The sequence below is a fragment of the Serratia sp. K1WW1 genome, assembly GCF_055790865.1.
The window spans coordinates 4,679,820-4,696,351 of sequence record NZ_CM147697.1 but is presented as its reverse complement, the minus strand read 5'-3'; the positions used below and the strand labels follow the sequence as shown (position 1 = coordinate 4,696,351).

Below are 16,532 nucleotides of genomic sequence, written 5' to 3'. Positions count from 1 at the left end.
CTCCTGCTTGATTGGCGGTAACCAGCCGGTATTACCGCCGGATGTGGCTTACCACAGCGCGCTATTGAATCCCATTAGCGGCATAACATATTGCGTCCAAAGGATCAGCAGAGCCCAGATAATCACCATCTGTATCATTCCGTACTTGAACGATTCGCCTGTGGAGTAATGGTCAAGTAGATAGCTGATGTTGGCCGGCTTGGAGTTGAAATACAGCACGTAAACCTGGTTGATCAGGAAGGCCATCGGCAAACAGAATCCCACCACGTCCCAGCCAAACTTCTTGGCAATGCTGATAATGATTGGGAACATGATGATGGTACGCGCGGTTTTACTTTCACTGATCAACGTCGTAATGGCGAAGACCGCACTCAGCACCGCAAAGACCAGCAACTTTCCGCCGCCTGCAGGATCGATTTGCCATTTATCAAACAGGGTATGGATGTAAAGGCCGACGATATCCGTTTGATCAACCATGCCGCCCAGCACATAGGCCCCAAAGCTGAACATCAACATATGCCAGGGAATATCGGCATCGTTCCATTTCATTACGCCCAGAGGGGGGAGTTTACAGACCGAAGGCATCAGCACCACACAGGCACCGGCGACGGCAATAACTTCTGCACGGATGCCATGCAGGCGGTCGGTGGACCAGAGTAGCAATACCACCAGGAAGGTCAGCGCGGCCCTGATTTCTGCTCTGCTGATTGGCCCCAACTGCTTGAGTTCAGACTCCAGCCGAGTCATGCCCCCTTCAATTTTGGGGATGGTATCTTCTTTTTTAATCGGGAAAATCCAGCGGGTACCGGTATACCAGGCGATCGCACATTGGATTAAAGCCAGAGGGAACAAGGCGATAAACCAGTCGCCGTAAAAAATTTTGTACCCTGCCTGCTCTATCATCGCTGCTGCTAGCAGGTTAGCCGCAGACCCGGTGATAAAGGCACTGGCCGATACGTTGTTTGCCAGCAGGTTAAGCAACACCATATTACGGCCAACGTTGTTACGGTGTTCTCCACCCGTCGCCCCGTAGATGGCGGAAATAACCATAAAGAGAGGCAATAGCAGCGCCGTTTTAGCCGAGGTGGCACTGATAAAAGCCCCCAGGACCAGGTTGAGCAAGATAAAGCACCAGAAAAGAAAGCCCATCTTGCTGCCCATGCGAACCAGCAACCAGACCGACATGCGTTTCGCCAGGCCGGTGACCACCAGGGCACTGGCCATGATAAAGCTGGCGATGTTGAGGATCATGACGGGTTCACCCAACATGGCAAACGCTGGCCGCATCTTCATGGTGCCGGTGAGGATCACCACCACTACCACAATCAGCGAGGTCAGATAGTTGGGAATGGCTTCGGTCAACCAAAGAACCAGCGAAGCAAGGAAGATCCCGGTTGCGCTATAGCAGTTAGCTGGTGGGACTTTGGTCTGAGTTTCAAATATTTCGATGGTGCCGATCCATTGCAGATGGAAAACCAAAAACAGCAAAATGGCTAGCGGCATACCTATAAACTTGATGTGTTCCATCCACACGCCGGGTTTGATTTCCTTGAATTTCTCCAGGGAATAGTTGCTCATATCCAGCGGATCGATGACTGCTTGCGCGGTATCTTTTTTTGACATCGCCCTATCTCCTTTGGCTCGGTAGGTGAGAGATCTCATCTACCGATGCGTGATGAACTACAGACCAACAACCTGTCTGGCAGCCTTCAAATAGTTGGTATTCGGCAGTTCATTTATCCCCAGCGCGGCCACCGTGGCTTTGATTCCCTCGTAATTCTCGCTTTCGCAACAGGCGGTTTCCATCATCGCGCCGTTGAACCATACCTGCGCGTATTCGCTGATGATGCCGTTAACGCTAAAGCCATAACGCATTTTCTCGATGTTGACGGGGATCAGTTCGCTGCTGGCTTTTGCCATGGCGATAAATGCCTCAAGCGTGTAACTTTCCTGATCTAATGGGAGCGAAACCTCAAGGTGCTGCAGAATGGTTGCCAGTTCAGCTCGCTGCACCGGGAACTGGAATTTTCCACGGGGTTGGAAAATTTCATACCCCTCAGGGGTTTCACCAATTTTGGTTTTGATATCCAGCAAGCCATCGCGCACTTTTACGTTGACTGAGTCGGTATGGATCGAGAGAAAATAAGTCTCGTTTGGCATTTTTCGGGCTTTAAATAAGGTCGCTTTCGCTTCCCACATTTTTTCTTTTACGCCATCGATAATGCCGTGACCGAATACACGGAATTCGGCACGTGGCACTATTTTTTCAGCATCACTGGCGGAAGTGGCAATATTTTTATCCATATGAGTATTCATGATATCCGTCCTGTTGCAGTGTTGGCCAAGGTAAGGGAGGAAGACTATTTTTCCCAAGTGGTATAGGGGTGTGCTACCAGATTGGAGTTGAAGTAACGTGGATCGCCGCTCACTTCTTCACCAACCCAAACCGGCTTTTCAAAGACCTGATCTTCACTTTGCAACTCAACTTCTGCAACGATCAGCCCCTGGTTGCCCCCCAAGAATTCATCCACTTCCCAAACCAGACCATCGTCATGAATTTTATACCGTTTTTTCTCTATGATCGGCCGCTCTGCCAGCCCTTCCAGCATCTCTACGCAATCACCGAAGGGAATTTCATATTCGTACTCGGCGCGGGTTGCCGAAACGGTAATACCTTTAACCGTAAGAAAAGCTTTATCATTAATGGTACGAATACGCACGGTGCGCTCTTTAGTACTGTTCAGGTACCCTTGACGATAATGGGTGCCAGTAGCCAGCGCGCGCCACTCATCACCGATTAATAAAAATTTCCGTTCAATTTCTTTTGCCATGATTAACTCCTGATTGAATTAAACTCGCGACCGAGAAGCGCGTTTTCTATTGCTGAGTTGATAGTAGATAGCTTTTAATTTGATGGGAAATCGTATTCAACCATCACACCCATAACGAAGTTTTATAGGTTGATGACGGTCACAAAAAATAATTAATGCTAAATGGTTGTTAAGTAGTGGTTGTTATTTTAGTCATGACAAAGCGCGCTAATAGGTAGCGATGCTCACTATTTGAACTAATAAAGACGTATTGCTTTTTTGGTGGTCGTTTTTTAAACAAAAAATCTCCAGCCAGTAATGCAGGCAACAATTGATCAACAATGAGCGACAGCCAAGCGCTTAACGATGGCGGCCAAAAATATTATCCAGTAATTCCGGAATTTCTCCCCAGTTGGTATTGGGGGCATCTTCATGCATCAGCGAAAGAAAGCCTAAGGCGGCGTGAGAAAGTGAGCGCTCGCTGTGGCAGACCAGATAATAGTCCACCACCAGGTTGAATCCCTTCACAGTCAGCTCGATCAGTTCCCCTTGTTCAAGTTCGTCGGCAACGGCCAGATGGGGTATTGCCGTAACGCCGTAACCACTGGCGATTAGCCGTTTGGTGGCTTCTATGTTAGACAGAGTGACGGTGTTCTCAGGGGTGAGTGCGTTGGTATGCCGCTTGAACCAGGTGCTCATTTTGGAGCGGATGCGGGTTCCTTTCTCGCGCATTACGAAAGGCATCTCCACTAGTACCTCTGGAGCCAGCATTTCCTGGGCTCGGGAGGCCAGGGGGGAACTCTTGCCCACCACCATTTTGTAATTCTCCCGGTGGAGCAGCATTTGCTGGAGCTGTGAGCGGAGCACCGAACGACCGGCGAAGCCTAATTCAATCTCGCCAGCGGCAACCAGTTCAGCGATACGCCAGGAATTTCCCGTAAGGATCTCCAGCTCGATGCCGGGAAAACGCTCGTGGAAGCGGCGGATAAAGCGGGTAAGGTAGTAGGTTCCCATGACCCCGGTAGCACCTATCCGCAGGCGTCCAACCTGCAGTTTACTGATATCCTGAAACACGCTTTGGACTTCGTCAAATAGCAGAAATATGCGCTGAGTATATTCAAAAAGCACTTCCCCCTCTTTGGTCAGGCTGACCTGACGCCGGGAGCGGTCAAACAGCGTGACCTTCAGGAAACTTTCCAGGGCCTGGATCTGCATGCTGATCGCCGGTTGAGAAAGGAACAGGGCCTGTGCCGCTTTGGTGAAACTACCACTGATAACCACTTGGTTGAACGTTTTAAAGTGATGAATGTCCATGCCACCTCGGAAGTCAGTCTTGTGTGATCACTCTATAGAAGATCCCCCTGTTTTCCCTCGGAGACCACGCAGAGGTAAATAGGCCCTATTTTGGCGCAGCCTGATTGAAATGATACTCGAAAAGATAAGATTATAACGTGACAAAACAAACAGTTATGCACTTTATTTTGAACGGTGAGCGAGGTGTTGCAAGCAGTAATCTTTCACGGCTGCGGTCCTCAACGGAGGCGATGTGGCAGGATGTATCATGTTAAGCCAGGGACGAACCTATTCGTCCGTCCCCGGCCCTTTCAGCCACATGACCGCTTTGTTACGATCAATGATCAAGATAGAGATAGTGCATCCAGCTTGTCATGCGTAACAGTACCTTACGCATCACGGAAACATGGGTAAAGTGGTCGGAATACACCGCCACCTGGGCAAATATCCCATCTGGCAAGGCATCAACATCCGCATTCGGCTCTAACTCAATCACCGCCAGCACGCCATCGGAGCCCGGTATCATGCTCAATGATTGCAGTGTTCCCTGCGCCTGATACGTCCCGCTGGGAACGACGGGAAGAATGCTGGTCAGTCTCCCCTGAAATACCTGGCCAGGTAGCGCATTGAAGACGATCTCGGCTTGATCGCCGGATTTCAGGCGTAACAGCGAATTTTGTCTGAATTGCGCGACGATTTGCCGTTTTTGTTGCGGGATAAACACCATGACCGGGCGCAGTGGCAGCGCTGCCGCGTAGGTTCCTGGGCGGATAAGCACCTGGGTTGCATAGCCATTACTGGGGGCGCGAACCACGGTCTGTTCGAGATTGTATTTGGCTTCTGTTAACTGGGCCCGGAGGCTGACTATCTGCGATTGTTCTCCGTTGACGACGCTGTTTAACTGGCTTTTGATCTGTGCCTGTTCAGCCAACGAACTTTTCACCAGCGCATCCTGTGCCAGAAAATTTTGCCTGGCGTGATCAATGTCGCTTTCGGAGAACGGGTTTACCTTGGCCCGGCTCCCTTTAATATAACGCTGGTAGTCTTTATATAAACGATCGCGTTCGGCAATCACCCCGGAGGTATGGGCAACGGCTTCGTCTAATTGCCCCTGGAGCACCTGGATGCTATGGATTGCCGTCATTAAATCGGCCTGTAGCCTATCGACACGTGCCTGATATCGGGTAGGGTCTATTTTAAAAAGAACGTCCCCTTTTTTGATAAAGGTATTCTGCTTATCTGTGACCTCACTGACAATGCCAGTCACCTGCGGTGTGATGGGAATAGAAACCACGGCCTTTTGTGCTTGAAAAGTATAAGGGTGGTTATAATTCATTAATAAAATCAGGGCGCCCACTAAAACAACGCCACCCAATGCTGCGGTGGGGACCGTCCATTTGTTTACCGGGATTTTAAATATTTTGAATATGCCATAGGCAAATGCGACATAGGTAAGAATAATGAGCAAGTCCATGGAGTTACTCCGCAGAAGGTGTTTTGGTTTCGCTGATGTTCTGTTCCAGCTCGGTAATTCTTTGCTCTAAGCGGATAAATGGATCTTGCTGGCCTTGCATGCCCCAACCGCGCTCTGGGCGATACAACGTGGCCCATATCCATAAAAAAGGCCACATCACATGCAGAGTAAACAAACTGACCCAACCCGCAACATGGATCGCGTCTGCATGCGGATGGTTGCGTGATTTTGCAATTAGATAAGGAATGTCATGGAGAATAATGATCCCGTAAAAAATGACGAGGAAGACAACAATGAGTACGCCTAACGCAAAGTAATTTAGGAACATGGTGGCCTCGGCTAAGTAAACTCACCCGACGGATTAGGTAACAGCGTTGTTGGTTGCGCTACCGCGTCTGTTAGGCGTGTATTAGTGGGTTGTCCTTGATGGTAGTGGGTAATAATTTAAGGATAATGATATTTTTCATCTACTTTGGCAGAACAGGCCGAAAATGACATGTGGGGATATAAAACACCTACGGTAATGCTAAAAGGATGTTTTTTCATATGTCTTCTCGGAAGCGCGGGCTCAGTTCATAAAATATAGCACCATCCAAAAAATCTGGCGGCACGAGAGCGTTTTTGTTGGCGAGTTATCAGCAACCTTTGTCGGTAACGGGGCTAAAATGGTAGTGTCTATGAACCAATTTCATAAGTTCTGTCCGAACTGGCAAGGTTTAGGTCAACCAAGGGAATACGCATGCTGAAAGAAAACTTCAATGAGCTACAGGTTTTTCTCGTCGTGGCGAGGGAGAGAAGTTTTACCAAAGCGGCGGGTAAGCTGGGTGTTTCACAGTCTGCACTCAGCCACGCGATAAAGGCGCTGGAGGAACGTTTAAACCTGCGGCTGCTAACTAGAACCACCCGCAGCGTTGCCCCCACGGAGGCGGGGGAGCGGATCATTGCCTGTCTCGAACCCCGTATTGCAGACCTTGAACAGGAGTTGGAAGCCCTCGTTCAACTGAACGGGTCCTCTTCCGGTAATATCCGGCTTTCGGCGGGCGAACATGCGGTGCGCAGCCTGCTATGGCCAAAGCTAAAGCCGTTTCTACGGCAATACCCGCAAATCAACGTTGAGCTGGTGGTAGATAACGGGTTTATCGATATTGTGGATGGGCGTTTCGATGCCGGAGTACGCCTTGGCGAAAGCGTCGATAAGGACATGGTTGCCGTGAAGATCGGCCCGGATATGCGTATGGTGGTGGTTGGCGCGCCAGCGTATTTCGCCACCAACAGCATTCCGCAGACACCCCATGAACTGCAGGATCATCGGTGCATTAATATGCGTTTACCTACCGCAGGTGGTTTATATCACTGGGAGTTTGAGAAAGCCGGTAAGCCGCTGCGCGTCAGGGTTGAGGGGCAACTGACGTTGAATCTGTTGTCAGAAAGAATCGACGCAGCGCTGTCAGGGTTTGGCCTGGCCTGCGTGCCAGAGGACATGGTCCAGGGCTTGGTCAAATCCGGAGAACTTATTCAGGTGCTGCAGGAGTGGTGCCCCTCTTTCCCGGGTTACTACCTCTATTACCCAAGTAGAAAGCAGCATCCTCCGGCGTTTGCTCTGTTGATTGATGCGTTGCGCCATGGTGATTGAATGGCTTGCGGGCAACCGCAAGCCTGAGTAAACCTTAACGACCCACGCGTGCCTGTAAGGCGGCCGGATAACGTTCGCCCACGATTTTCACCTTCTCCAGCGCTTGAGTAATCTTGAGCAAATCATTCTGGCAAAGAATGAGATCTGCAGCCCCCAGATTCTCTTCCAGCCGGTGCAGTTTGGTTGTCCCTGGGATGGGCACAATCCACGGTTTTTGTGCCAGTAGCCAGGCTAAAGCAATTTGCGCTGACGTTACGCCTTTCTCTGCAGCAAGTATTGTCAGCAGGCTGACCAACTGCTCATTCGCTTCCAGCGCCTCTGCGGCAAAACGTGGCACCTTGCTGCGGAAATCATCTTCACCGAACGTCGTGCCGGCCTTGATGGCTCCGGTCAAAAAGCCTTTGCCCAATGGGCTGAATGGCACGAACCCAATACCTAACTCTTCCAGCACCGGCAGAATTTCCTGCTCAGGTTGGCGCCACCACATTGAGTATTCACTCTGCAGGGCGGTAACTGGCTGTACCGCATGAGCGCGCCGAATGGTTTGCACGCTTGCCTCTGACAGGCCAAAGTGTTTAACCTTGCCTTCAGCAATCAGATCCTTCACGGTGCCCGCAACGTCTTCAATGGGCACATCGGGATCGACACGGTGTTGATACAGCAGATCGATCACATCGGTTTTGAGCCTGCGCAGTGAACCTTCCACCGCCTGGCGGATATGCTCTGGGCGGCTGTTTAAAATCTGCTGTTTGTTGTCATCACCAAAGGTAAAGCCAAATTTAGTGGCGATAACGACCCGATCGCGCAAGGGTTTTAAGGCTTCGCCGACCACCTCTTCATTCAGATACGGGCCATAGACTTCGGCGGTATCGAAAAAGGACACGCCACGCTCAACGGCTGCGCGGATCAGTTCGATGGCCTGACGCGTATCCGTTGCCGGGCCATAGCCGAAGCTCAACCCCATACAGCCCAGGCCCAGCGCTGACACTTCCAGCCCGGACTTACCGAGATAACGTGTTTGCATTCGGGAGTTCCTCCTATTTTATGTCGTTAAACATCGAGTTTGCGGCCGGTGAGCCATTCCACCATCGCCGGATCGCGATGCGAGAAGAAAGCGCTGGTCGCGGTGTCGAGGGCGGTAATTTGCAGCATATCGTCTGGGCTGAGTTCGAAGTCCAGGATGTTGATGTTCTCTACCATCCGGGATTGACGTACTGATTTAGCCAGTGAAACGATGCCGCGCTGGAAGATCCAGCGCAACACCACCTGACCCACACTTTTGCCGTACTTTGCGCCAATAGTGGCTAATAGCGGATGCTGGAACAGACCATTTTTGCCCTCCGCGAAAGGGGCCCAGGCCTCAGGCTGAATGCCACGGCTCTGCATCCACGGCACCGCGTGCAACTGTTGGTTGAACGGGTTTACTTCAATCTGATTGACCGCTGGCGTCACCTGGTTATAGGCGATAAGGTCGGCCAGACGATCCGGATGGAAATTGCTGACACCAATAGCGCGAATTTTCCCCGCCTGGTGCAACTCCTCCATGGCACGCCACGCGCCATGCACATCCCCGTAGGGCTGGTGGATCAGATAAAGATCGACATAGTCCAATTGAAGGCGATTGAGTGAGCGTTCAAATTGCGCTTTTGCGCCTTCATAGCTGGTGTCCTGCAACCAGAGTTTGGTGGTGATAAACAGCTGGTCGCGCGCAATGCCGCTTTGCTTAAGGGCGTTGCCGACCTGCGTTTCATTCTGGTAGGAAGCCGCGGTATCGATCAGCCGATAACCGGTTTCGATGGCGTCAAGAACGGCGCGCTCGCACTCTGCGGCATCCGTCATCTGGAAGACGCCAAAGCCCACCAGGGGCATGGTAATACCGTTGTTCAGTGTGACTGTTTGCATGACGTTACCCTTCACTGTGGTGTGAGAAAAGCTTAACGCAGCGTGATTTATTTGATTAGAGGGTGTAATTCGCTAGGGTTAATTAGCAGGGTTCATTAATAAGCGAATAAACCCTGCTGGTGGTGCTACTGCAGATTTTTAGTTTGCAGGAATTGGCTGACCTGGTCGGCAATCTGGACGTTGTTCAGGTCTGAGAAGGGGAAGTGGGTATTCCCTTTGATGCCGATCTCGGGCAAATGGATCACCGTCACATCACCACCGTGCTTATTGACCACGTCGCGCCACTGGCGGGCCATAGCCAGCCGGACACGCCAACTGTCCTGCGCGGGCATGGCGACGGGTTTATCAGGAATGTTATCGCCGTAAAAAATCAGGATCGGGATTTTGGTCAGCGCCATAAACTGATCCATCGGCACGGGTTCACCTTTCAGCGTATCGAACGCGCTGGGCATCGGTGCAGGCAGTTCATTTTCAGGGAAGACGAAGCTGCTGCCGGGTTCAAAGGCCACGATGGCTTGCACCTTGCTGTTTTTGATTGCGGTATACCAGCCTGGCCCGCCGCCCTGCGAGTGGGTAAACAGAATGGCCGGGCCGGTTTTATCCACCACCGCCGACATGGCATCGGCAATAACGTTGATATCAAAAGGCCCGGTGTTCGGCGTCATCTGGCGGAAATACTGATCCAGTGCTGCCGGATCGTGAGAAAACTGCACGTCTTTGAAATAGTCCGGCCAGACACCGATGCGGAACTGATTGAACCACATCTGCTCATCCGGTTTTGGCGTCACGGTGCCTTCAACCGTGGTGCGCCCGGCGCCACCTCGACGTGGTTGATCGACCAGATAAGTGGAGAAACCGCGGCGCAGGAAAATATTTTGAAAGCCTTCGCGGCCATCCGGCGTGCTTTCCCAGGTGCGGGAGAACTGCCCCGCACCATGCAGCATGATCAGCGGATATTTATGCGGGCTTTCCGGGATTTGATAAAATACGGCGGCGTGATCGCCGTGATAAGTCTGGCCAGCAGGCTCCAGAGGTTTTTTGGCGTCAAATTTCCCCGGTGCAGTCATGATTGTGCCACCGGCAGAAAAGCTTCCTTGTTCTTTAATCACCAGCGGTTCGGCATAAACAGGCTGGGCAGCAAGGCCACCCGCCATCATGCAGAATACCAGCGTTTTCAATAGTGTCTTCAAGGCTATTTCCTCTATGTATTTGCACCACCATCATAGCTGAGTTGATCCAGAGGATTGTTAAGCCCCCCTGAATGCCCTTATCTGTGGCGCTCATTAATCGGACTGAACAACCCTTGCTACTTCACGTTAGCCAGTGCCTGCACAAGCGCAAGTTCAGCCCGTGTCGCAGCATCATTTTCACCGTGCTCGCGCAGCACTTGCGCAAGCTGACGTAGTTGCCCCGCCGTTAGCCCGACGCGCAGGCTGGCGCGCATATGTGACAATAATTGCGCTTCCACGCCAGGCGTGGCCGCCAATGCTCCGACCGTTGCCAGCTCACGGCTTTGCCAGTCCAGATTGTCACGAGCAAAAATATCGCCGAACAAATGCGTCTGCAGGAACTGGTTAATGACCGGAGCGAACTCAAAAAGCGGGCCTTGAACCGGTGCACCGGAGATTTTGGTCTGGTTGGCGATACCCACGCGAAGGAGCTCATCACCGACGGGAACAGGGCTGACAGGAACCGCGCCCTCAGCATCGTTGATGCCACGTTGTTTACGTGCCTCAACCACCTTCATCAGTTCATTTAACGCATTGAGACTGCGGGGAAAGCCGGTATAGGCGTAGAGCTGAATGAGGATTTCTTTGGTTTCGTTGATCGTCATTCCATCGTCCAGCCCCTGATTAAGCGCAGCATGAAGTTTTGCCATGTTGCTGCTTGCCATAAACGTGGCTATCAAGGGGATGACTTGCTGACGTGCGGATAACGTTTCCGACACCGGGTGTTGATGATCCATGTCTGATGCTCCTTGGGCTATGGGGGCGGCACTCGACGTCATACTGACGCTGAGCAACAATCCAGCCGCAACGGCGAGGGTTTTAATGCGCGAGATATTGTTCATCGGTCACCTTTTCCATCCACTGAACGCTGTTACCTGCCACGATCCCGGTTATCGCCAGGTGCGTCATGGCGCTACCAGGGGCTGCGCCATGCCAATGTTTAACGCCCGGTGGACAGGCCACCACATCGCCAGGGCGGATCATCTGTACCGGCTGGCCTTGTTGCTGGGTCAAGCCCAGGCCGGAGGTCACAATAAGCCGCTGGCCTGCCGGGTGAGTGTGCCAGGCCGAACGTGCGCCCGGTTCAAAGGTGACATAAGCTGCGGAAACGCTGATGTTGTCATCTGCACGGAATAACGGATCAACCCGGACACGCCCGGTAAAATTCTCCGCCGGGCCATATACCGGGTTCTGGCTCCCGGCGGGAGCGATGTGTACGGAAGCGTTTGGCTCCTGCGCCAGGGAAGAAAAAGTGATGAGCGGTAGTAACAGCCCGAGATAGCTTATTTTTCCAATCATGCGATGCGTCCTGTTAGTCAATAAAGTGGATGCTGTGTCGCGATGATTCTAGCCAGGGCCCGATGTCGTCAGGCTGACGAGCTCCTGACAATTTTGTCAGGTGTTATGGGTAACGATTTTTCTCCATCGGAATCGAGGGATAGCTGCCGGCTCGCTGGCAAAGCAAAAGTAAGCCCGAAGGTATTGATGCCGCCCTCGCTGCGTGCGAATACGCCTCCCTGGTGCATAATGGCTACCGCTTGTACGATTGATAATCCGAGGCCATGGTGGGTGTCGCTTTTAGCACGTGAAGCGTCCACGCGATAAAAACGTTCGAACAGACGATGTAAATGTGCAGGCTCAATGGGCTCGCCGGGGTTTGAAACGGCGACCCAGGCCAGATTATCCTTTTCGCTTAAGCGGACCGTAATGGTGCTTTGGGGCGGTGAGTGTCGGGCACTGTTTTCCAGCAGATTGGCCAGTGAACGATGGAACAGCCGCCGGTCAATATGGGCGTGCACGTCTCCTGTCACCCGCAAGGTAAGCTGTTTTTCCGCCAACGAAGGTTCAACATATTCCGCCGTCTTGAGCGTCTCTTCCCGCAAAGAAACCGGCGTGAGCTGGGAGGCATGAACACCTGCGTGAGCATGTGACAGGAACAGCATATCGTTGACGATGGACGTCATCCGTTCGAGTTCCTCCAGATTTGAGCCGAGTAACTCTTCAAGCTCCTCGCGTGAACGTCTGCGGGATAGCCCCAACTGTGTCTGGCCAATCAGGTTCGTCAATGGCGTGCGTAATTCATGGGCTACATCGGCGTTAAAGCTCTCAAGCTGCCGCCAGGCGATCTCCTGCCGTTCCAGTACGCCGTTAAACGAAGAGGCCAGTTGTTGCAGTTCTTTGGGTAACGCGGCGGTATCCAGGCGCTGAGTGTGGCCTCCCGGAGCCAGATGCTGTGCCTGGCTACTCAATGCTCCCAGCGGACGTAGACCAATCCTTGAAATGGCATAACCCAGCAAGGCAATAATCAACACGCCTAACGCAGTAATGATCAGCAGCGTGCGGGTAAACGCATCCAGTGTGCCCATGTAGGGCGTGGAGTCGATGGCAACGACATAGCGCAATTCCGGTCTTGCACCATTGGCAGGGAGGGTTTTCACCAGCAGGAAAAGGGAGCAGGCGTCCTCTGATGCCCCTGGTATTTTATTGAAGCCCTCGCCAAGAGAGGACCAGTCGGCCCCCACGGGAGGTGGCCCTCCCACGCTAAAACGGGGATCATCACTGACGATCCAGTAACGAACTCGCTCGCCTTCGGAACTGGCCAGATCGGTAAACTTGTGCGCGAGGGCGGGCCAGCCCTCGGAAGAGGTGCGAGTGGTGATCCAAGGGCTCATAAGAGACTCACGGAACAGCAGTTCGTTGTGCATCTGCTTTTGCAAAGAATCATGCAGTGAACTCCTCAGCAGGAAACCGACTGCGGAGATCAGCAGCACGGCGCACAAGGCAAACATCAAGGCCAGATGCCCAGAGATGGAGCGCTTGAACATGTTTTTCACCTTCATCTAGCGGTGGGAGTCAGGTCTGACTTCCAGGACATAGCCCATACCGCGCACGGTATGCAGCAACTTGACCTCGAACGGTGCATCAATCTTGGCACGCAGGCGCTTTATCGCGACCTCAACGACGTTGGCGTCACTGTCGAAGTTCATATCCCAGACCTGCTCGGCAATCATCATCTTTGACAGGATTTCGCCCTGGTGCCTTGCTAACAGGCTTAGCAGGGAAAACTCTTTGGCAGTGAGCTCCAGCCGGAGCCCGCTGCGGAATACCCGGCGAGCCAGCAGATCCAGATGGAGATCGTGGATTTGCAGTTGCGTAATATCCGCCCCGTCAGTTTTACGCCGGCGGACCAAAGCCTGGATACGGGCAACCAGTTCAATCAGTGAAAAAGGTTTGGGCAGATAATCATCAGCGCCAAGACGCAACCCCTTGACGCGCTCATCCACCGAGCCCCGGGCTGAAAGCATGAGCACGGGTGTTTGCTTGCTGGCGCGCAGGACTTCCAGCACCCGATAGCCGTCCATGCCCGGTAGCATGACATCGAGGATGATGGCGTCGTAGTCATATTCCAGCGCGTAGTGCAGGCCTTCTGCGCCATCGGCGGAGACATCCACGGTAAAGCCTGATTCCCCTAGCGCACGGCTAAGGTAAGACGAGGTTTTTTCTTCGTCCTCCACTAATAAAAGTCGCATTCAATGGTTCCTTTTTCGGCCAGGGGTAGAACGATATTAACGCCTCATTGCCATCGTTTACCTGACATTTTTCTGACATTTCTGTCAGTTAACCCGCCGGTCTAAATGACAAAATTGTTATGTGCCCGTCATGATGCTGACAGCCCTGCCTCCCTAAGCTGGTCAGACATTATCCATTCCGTGAGCCTTTACCTATTTGGGAGATGAAAATGAAATTCACGCTATTAAACGCCATGCTGCTAACGGCGATGACGGGCATTGCAGCCAGCGCCTATGCTGCCGATTACCGACAGAATCCGTTTACCCTGACGTATCAAGGTGCCATCACCAGCAACGTCCAGGGCAAGGTCAATATCCATCCGGTAAAATATGACCTTCACGGCATTCAGATCGCGGCCAATGTCTACACCCCTGCCAACTACGATCCTGCCAAAAAATACCCGGCGGTGGTGGTTGCGCATCCTAACGGCGGTGTTAAAGAGCAAGTCGCCGGGTTATATGCCCAGCGGCTGGCAGAACAGGGTTACATCACCCTCTCCGCCGATGCGGCTTACCAGGGAGCCAGCGGTGGGATGCCCCGCAGCGTTGATAAACCCGCCAACCGCATTGAGGATATTCACGGCATGGCCGACTATCTCAGCCAGTATCCAGGTGTCGATGCTGAACGTCTAGGTCTGCTTGGCATCTGCGGCGGCGGCGGTTATTCATTAAAAGCCGCCCAGACCGATAAGCGATTTAAAGCGCTGGCGACGTTGAGCATGTTTGACTCCGGGCTGGTACGGCGTAATGGTTATCAGGACTCCCAACTGTCGACGATCCAGGAACGCTTACAGCAGGCCTCAGAGGCTCGCGCTAAAGAAGCCACCGGTGGTGAAATTACCTATACGGGAGATGCCAAACTCACCGATGAGCAAATTGCCAAACTGCCGTTTGAGCTGTATCGCCAAGGCTTTGAGTATTATGGCAAAACGCATGCGCATCCGAATTCCACCTTCCGCTATACCCTGAGTAGCCTGCTCGATTTGATGCGCTTTGATGCGCAAAGCAACATGGATCTTATCAACCAGCCGCTGCTGATGATGGCAGGCAGCAAGGCGGATTCGCTCTACATGACCGAAAGCGCGTTCAGCAAGGCCAGCGGTACGAAAAACAAACGGCTATACCTCATCGATGGCGCGACGCATATCGAAACCTACTGGGTTCCACGCTATGTCGATCAGGCGATGAAGCAGCTTGATAGCTTCTTTGATAAAAATTTAGCCCTGTAGGCGACAAGCTCAACTGAGCAAGGCCAAGACCGCGCACATAAGGTTAATCATAATAAAGCGTATAGTGCAGCAAGCGGCTAAATGACCCTGAATTAATCGGCCCCGTTTTAGCAAGGTAAGCCGAGAAAAGCAGGGTGTTATCGCCTTTTTTAATTTTTTGGCCGCTGTTTTTTTTGCCAAAATACAGCGGGCTGCCATCACTATCCAGCAGCCCTAACGCGATACCACTCATGCCATCAACCGGGATCAAACTGCCAGATGCGCCGGTGCCCGCTCTGTCGAACGCAATCTTTACGCGCTTATTTTCTGTATCGCAGCCGTATAAATTGATGAGGAAGGGCACCGGTGTGGATTTCCCTTTGGCATCAAGCTCGGCGCTGGATATTTCGCCCATGTTGATGGTTTGATTATCGTCACCAACCACGATATTGCAGGTGGCGACGGTGATCCTACCCACAAACCGAGTACTACTGCTCGCCTTGATTTCCGCCTGAGCCGTGGTTGCCAACAGGGTGGCGGCTAAAAAAAGTAAACATTTACTGTTCATCATGGCTTTCCTTACCCATAACATTCACGGCATGGCAACTTCGAAGGTCAGCACCTGGCTGTATTCACCATCCTTGATTTTTTTCAGATCCTTGGTGGTGGCGGATATTTCAGCCCGCATCCTTTTTGATTCGCTGATGCTACTGATATCACTAATAAAACGGGCGTATTTTTGGTTGAATTTCAAGTAGGTGCCTTTACCTAAATCAAACAGCTTCAGGCCGATACCCTGTGGTGCTCCTGAGCTATGGCTAATCCCCCAGAAGGTCGAACTGATGGGATAACCGCCTTGGGTTTTGATTTCACCGGGCAGATTATAGGCGCTGCCCATACAGGTGGTGGCTTGGTCTGGTCCTTTGATCACGGTCATGGTGAAGTCCTCACTACGGACTCTGCCACGGCTGAGATCGTCAGACGAGATCGGCTGGAACGCTACCACATCAGGGGTGACAACGGTTAAGGTGCACTGTTTGATCGGGGGCCTGAGCGAGCCGCCTCCGCCACCGTTACCGTTACCGATGCTGCTTTTAAGACTGCAGGAAGTTTCTCCGTTAAGGCCGCAGATAATCAAGTAGGGTGTGCTGGTTGTTGACCAGGCCATATCGCTATCCGAGCCAGAAACTATCCACAGGGCACCGACCGAGTCTTGCAGGTCATAGAAAGGGCTAACGTTATCATCGGTTTTAAATACTTTGGGTTGTACGCGAAAATTAAACGTTAAACTCTTGATATAGCGTGGCGTGGCGAGTTCCAGATCCCAGCAAGTTTTTTGGCATGGTGCCAAAGTGGTATCGCTCCAGGTAAACTGCTTATCGTGTTCCATGTTTTCAATATTGCTAAAGGTTCT

At 52.2% G+C, this 16,532-nt stretch carries 17 protein-coding genes; 2 read left to right on the top strand and 15 right to left on the bottom strand.

Translation table 11 applies throughout. The features are described from left to right. Positions 1-48: 48 nt before the first annotated feature. The 6 genes from ACX9GU_RS21320 to ACX9GU_RS21295 all read right to left on the bottom strand — a co-directional run bounded on the left by ACX9GU_RS21320 (position 49) and on the right by ACX9GU_RS21295 (position 5,905). Positions 49-1,623, bottom strand: a complete 1,575-nt coding sequence (locus ACX9GU_RS21320; protein WP_473192837.1) for an SLC13 family permease — start codon at positions 1,621-1,623, stop codon at positions 49-51. A gap of 57 nt (positions 1,624-1,680) precedes the next feature. Next, positions 1,681-2,316, bottom strand: coding sequence for a hypothetical protein (locus tag ACX9GU_RS21315; RefSeq protein ID WP_473192836.1), 636 nt, complete (start codon positions 2,314-2,316; stop codon positions 1,681-1,683). A gap of 44 nt (positions 2,317-2,360) precedes the next feature. Continuing rightward, positions 2,361-2,831, bottom strand: a complete 471-nt coding sequence (locus ACX9GU_RS21310; protein WP_473192835.1) for a CYTH domain-containing protein — start codon at positions 2,829-2,831, stop codon at positions 2,361-2,363. Positions 2,832-3,170: 339 nt separating this feature from the next. Further along, positions 3,171-4,124 carry a LysR family transcriptional regulator gene (locus tag ACX9GU_RS21305; protein ID WP_473192834.1) on the bottom strand — a complete coding sequence of 318 codons (954 nt, stop codon included), beginning with the start codon at positions 4,122-4,124 and terminating at the stop codon, positions 3,171-3,173. Between the two features lie 316 nt (positions 4,125-4,440). Next, positions 4,441-5,577 (bottom strand): HlyD family secretion protein, encoded by a 1,137-nt coding sequence (locus ACX9GU_RS21300; RefSeq protein ID WP_473192833.1) that lies wholly within the window; start codon positions 5,575-5,577, stop codon positions 4,441-4,443. A gap of 4 nt (positions 5,578-5,581) precedes the next feature. Continuing rightward, on the bottom strand, positions 5,582-5,905 hold the full coding sequence (locus tag ACX9GU_RS21295) for a DUF3302 domain-containing protein (RefSeq protein WP_209528269.1): 324 nt from the start codon (positions 5,903-5,905) through the stop codon (positions 5,582-5,584). Positions 5,906-6,316: 411 nt separating this feature from the next. Here ACX9GU_RS21295 and ACX9GU_RS21290 point away from each other — a divergent pair, with 411 nt between their 5' ends. Beyond that, positions 6,317-7,210 carry a LysR family transcriptional regulator gene (locus ACX9GU_RS21290; protein ID WP_473192832.1) on the top strand — a complete coding sequence of 298 codons (894 nt, stop codon included), beginning with the start codon at positions 6,317-6,319 and terminating at the stop codon, positions 7,208-7,210. Positions 7,211-7,244: 34 nt separating this feature from the next. Here the strand turns inward: ACX9GU_RS21290 and ACX9GU_RS21285 are convergent, their stop codons facing one another. The 7 genes from ACX9GU_RS21285 to ACX9GU_RS21255 form a co-directional block, all read right to left on the bottom strand. Continuing rightward, positions 7,245-8,234, bottom strand: a complete 990-nt coding sequence (locus ACX9GU_RS21285) for an aldo/keto reductase (RefSeq protein WP_473192831.1) — start codon at positions 8,232-8,234, stop codon at positions 7,245-7,247. 26 nt (positions 8,235-8,260) lie between these two features. Next, positions 8,261-9,112 carry an aldo/keto reductase gene (locus ACX9GU_RS21280; protein WP_473192830.1) on the bottom strand — a complete coding sequence of 284 codons (852 nt, stop codon included), beginning with the start codon at positions 9,110-9,112 and terminating at the stop codon, positions 8,261-8,263. A gap of 125 nt (positions 9,113-9,237) precedes the next feature. Further along, positions 9,238-10,302 (bottom strand): alpha/beta hydrolase, encoded by a 1,065-nt coding sequence (locus ACX9GU_RS21275; protein WP_473192829.1) that lies wholly within the window; start codon positions 10,300-10,302, stop codon positions 9,238-9,240. Between the two features lie 116 nt (positions 10,303-10,418). After that, positions 10,419-11,183, bottom strand: coding sequence for a carboxymuconolactone decarboxylase family protein (locus tag ACX9GU_RS21270; RefSeq protein WP_473192828.1), 765 nt, complete (start codon positions 11,181-11,183; stop codon positions 10,419-10,421). Beyond that, positions 11,161-11,640 (bottom strand): (R)-mandelonitrile lyase, encoded by a 480-nt coding sequence (locus tag ACX9GU_RS21265; protein WP_473192827.1) that lies wholly within the window; start codon positions 11,638-11,640, stop codon positions 11,161-11,163. Before ACX9GU_RS21265 ends, ACX9GU_RS21270 begins: the two co-directional genes overlap by 23 nt. Positions 11,641-11,708: 68 nt before the next feature. Further along, positions 11,709-13,166 (bottom strand): heavy metal sensor histidine kinase, encoded by a 1,458-nt coding sequence (locus ACX9GU_RS21260; protein ID WP_473192826.1) that lies wholly within the window; start codon positions 13,164-13,166, stop codon positions 11,709-11,711. Positions 13,167-13,181: 15 nt separating this feature from the next. Beyond that, a complete protein-coding gene (locus ACX9GU_RS21255; protein WP_473192825.1) occupies positions 13,182-13,871 on the bottom strand; it encodes a heavy metal response regulator transcription factor in 690 nt (229 codons plus the stop codon). A 209-nt stretch (positions 13,872-14,080) separates the two neighbouring features. Here ACX9GU_RS21255 and ACX9GU_RS21250 point away from each other — a divergent pair, with 209 nt between their 5' ends. Beyond that, positions 14,081-15,139 (top strand): alpha/beta hydrolase, encoded by a 1,059-nt coding sequence (locus tag ACX9GU_RS21250; RefSeq protein ID WP_473192824.1) that lies wholly within the window; start codon positions 14,081-14,083, stop codon positions 15,137-15,139. Between the two features lie 43 nt (positions 15,140-15,182). Here ACX9GU_RS21250 and ACX9GU_RS21245 read toward each other — a convergent pair whose 3' ends face one another. After that, positions 15,183-15,689, bottom strand: a complete 507-nt coding sequence (locus ACX9GU_RS21245; protein WP_473192823.1) for a fimbrial protein — start codon at positions 15,687-15,689, stop codon at positions 15,183-15,185. Positions 15,690-15,710: 21 nt separating this feature from the next. After that, positions 15,711-16,508 carry a hypothetical protein gene (locus ACX9GU_RS21240; RefSeq protein ID WP_473192822.1) on the bottom strand — a complete coding sequence of 266 codons (798 nt, stop codon included), beginning with the start codon at positions 16,506-16,508 and terminating at the stop codon, positions 15,711-15,713. Positions 16,509-16,532: the final 24 nt, after the last annotated feature.

Coding starts and splice junctions, on each gene's coding strand:
- ACX9GU_RS21320 (WP_473192837.1), bottom strand. CDS start 1,623: ATGTCAAAAAAAGATACCGCGCAAGCAGTCATCGATCCGCTGGATATG.
- ACX9GU_RS21315 (WP_473192836.1), bottom strand. CDS start 2,316: ATGAATACTCATATGGATAAAAATATTGCCACTTCCGCCAGTGATGCT.
- ACX9GU_RS21310 (WP_473192835.1), bottom strand. CDS start 2,831: ATGGCAAAAGAAATTGAACGGAAATTTTTATTAATCGGTGATGAGTGG.
- ACX9GU_RS21305 (WP_473192834.1), bottom strand. CDS start 4,124: ATGGACATTCATCACTTTAAAACGTTCAACCAAGTGGTTATCAGTGGT.
- ACX9GU_RS21300 (WP_473192833.1), bottom strand. CDS start 5,577: ATGGACTTGCTCATTATTCTTACCTATGTCGCATTTGCCTATGGCATA.
- ACX9GU_RS21295 (WP_209528269.1), bottom strand. CDS start 5,905: ATGTTCCTAAATTACTTTGCGTTAGGCGTACTCATTGTTGTCTTCCTC.
- ACX9GU_RS21290 (WP_473192832.1), top strand. CDS start 6,317: ATGCTGAAAGAAAACTTCAATGAGCTACAGGTTTTTCTCGTCGTGGCG.
- ACX9GU_RS21285 (WP_473192831.1), bottom strand. CDS start 8,234: ATGCAAACACGTTATCTCGGTAAGTCCGGGCTGGAAGTGTCAGCGCTG.
- ACX9GU_RS21280 (WP_473192830.1), bottom strand. CDS start 9,112: ATGCAAACAGTCACACTGAACAACGGTATTACCATGCCCCTGGTGGGC.
- ACX9GU_RS21270 (WP_473192828.1), bottom strand. CDS start 11,183: ATGAACAATATCTCGCGCATTAAAACCCTCGCCGTTGCGGCTGGATTG.
- ACX9GU_RS21265 (WP_473192827.1), bottom strand. CDS start 11,640: ATGATTGGAAAAATAAGCTATCTCGGGCTGTTACTACCGCTCATCACT.
- ACX9GU_RS21260 (WP_473192826.1), bottom strand. CDS start 13,166: ATGTTCAAGCGCTCCATCTCTGGGCATCTGGCCTTGATGTTTGCCTTG.
- ACX9GU_RS21255 (WP_473192825.1), bottom strand. CDS start 13,871: ATGCGACTTTTATTAGTGGAGGACGAAGAAAAAACCTCGTCTTACCTT.
- ACX9GU_RS21250 (WP_473192824.1), top strand. CDS start 14,081: ATGAAATTCACGCTATTAAACGCCATGCTGCTAACGGCGATGACGGGC.
- ACX9GU_RS21245 (WP_473192823.1), bottom strand. CDS start 15,689: ATGATGAACAGTAAATGTTTACTTTTTTTAGCCGCCACCCTGTTGGCA.
- ACX9GU_RS21240 (WP_473192822.1), bottom strand. CDS start 16,508: ATGGAACACGATAAGCAGTTTACCTGGAGCGATACCACTTTGGCACCA.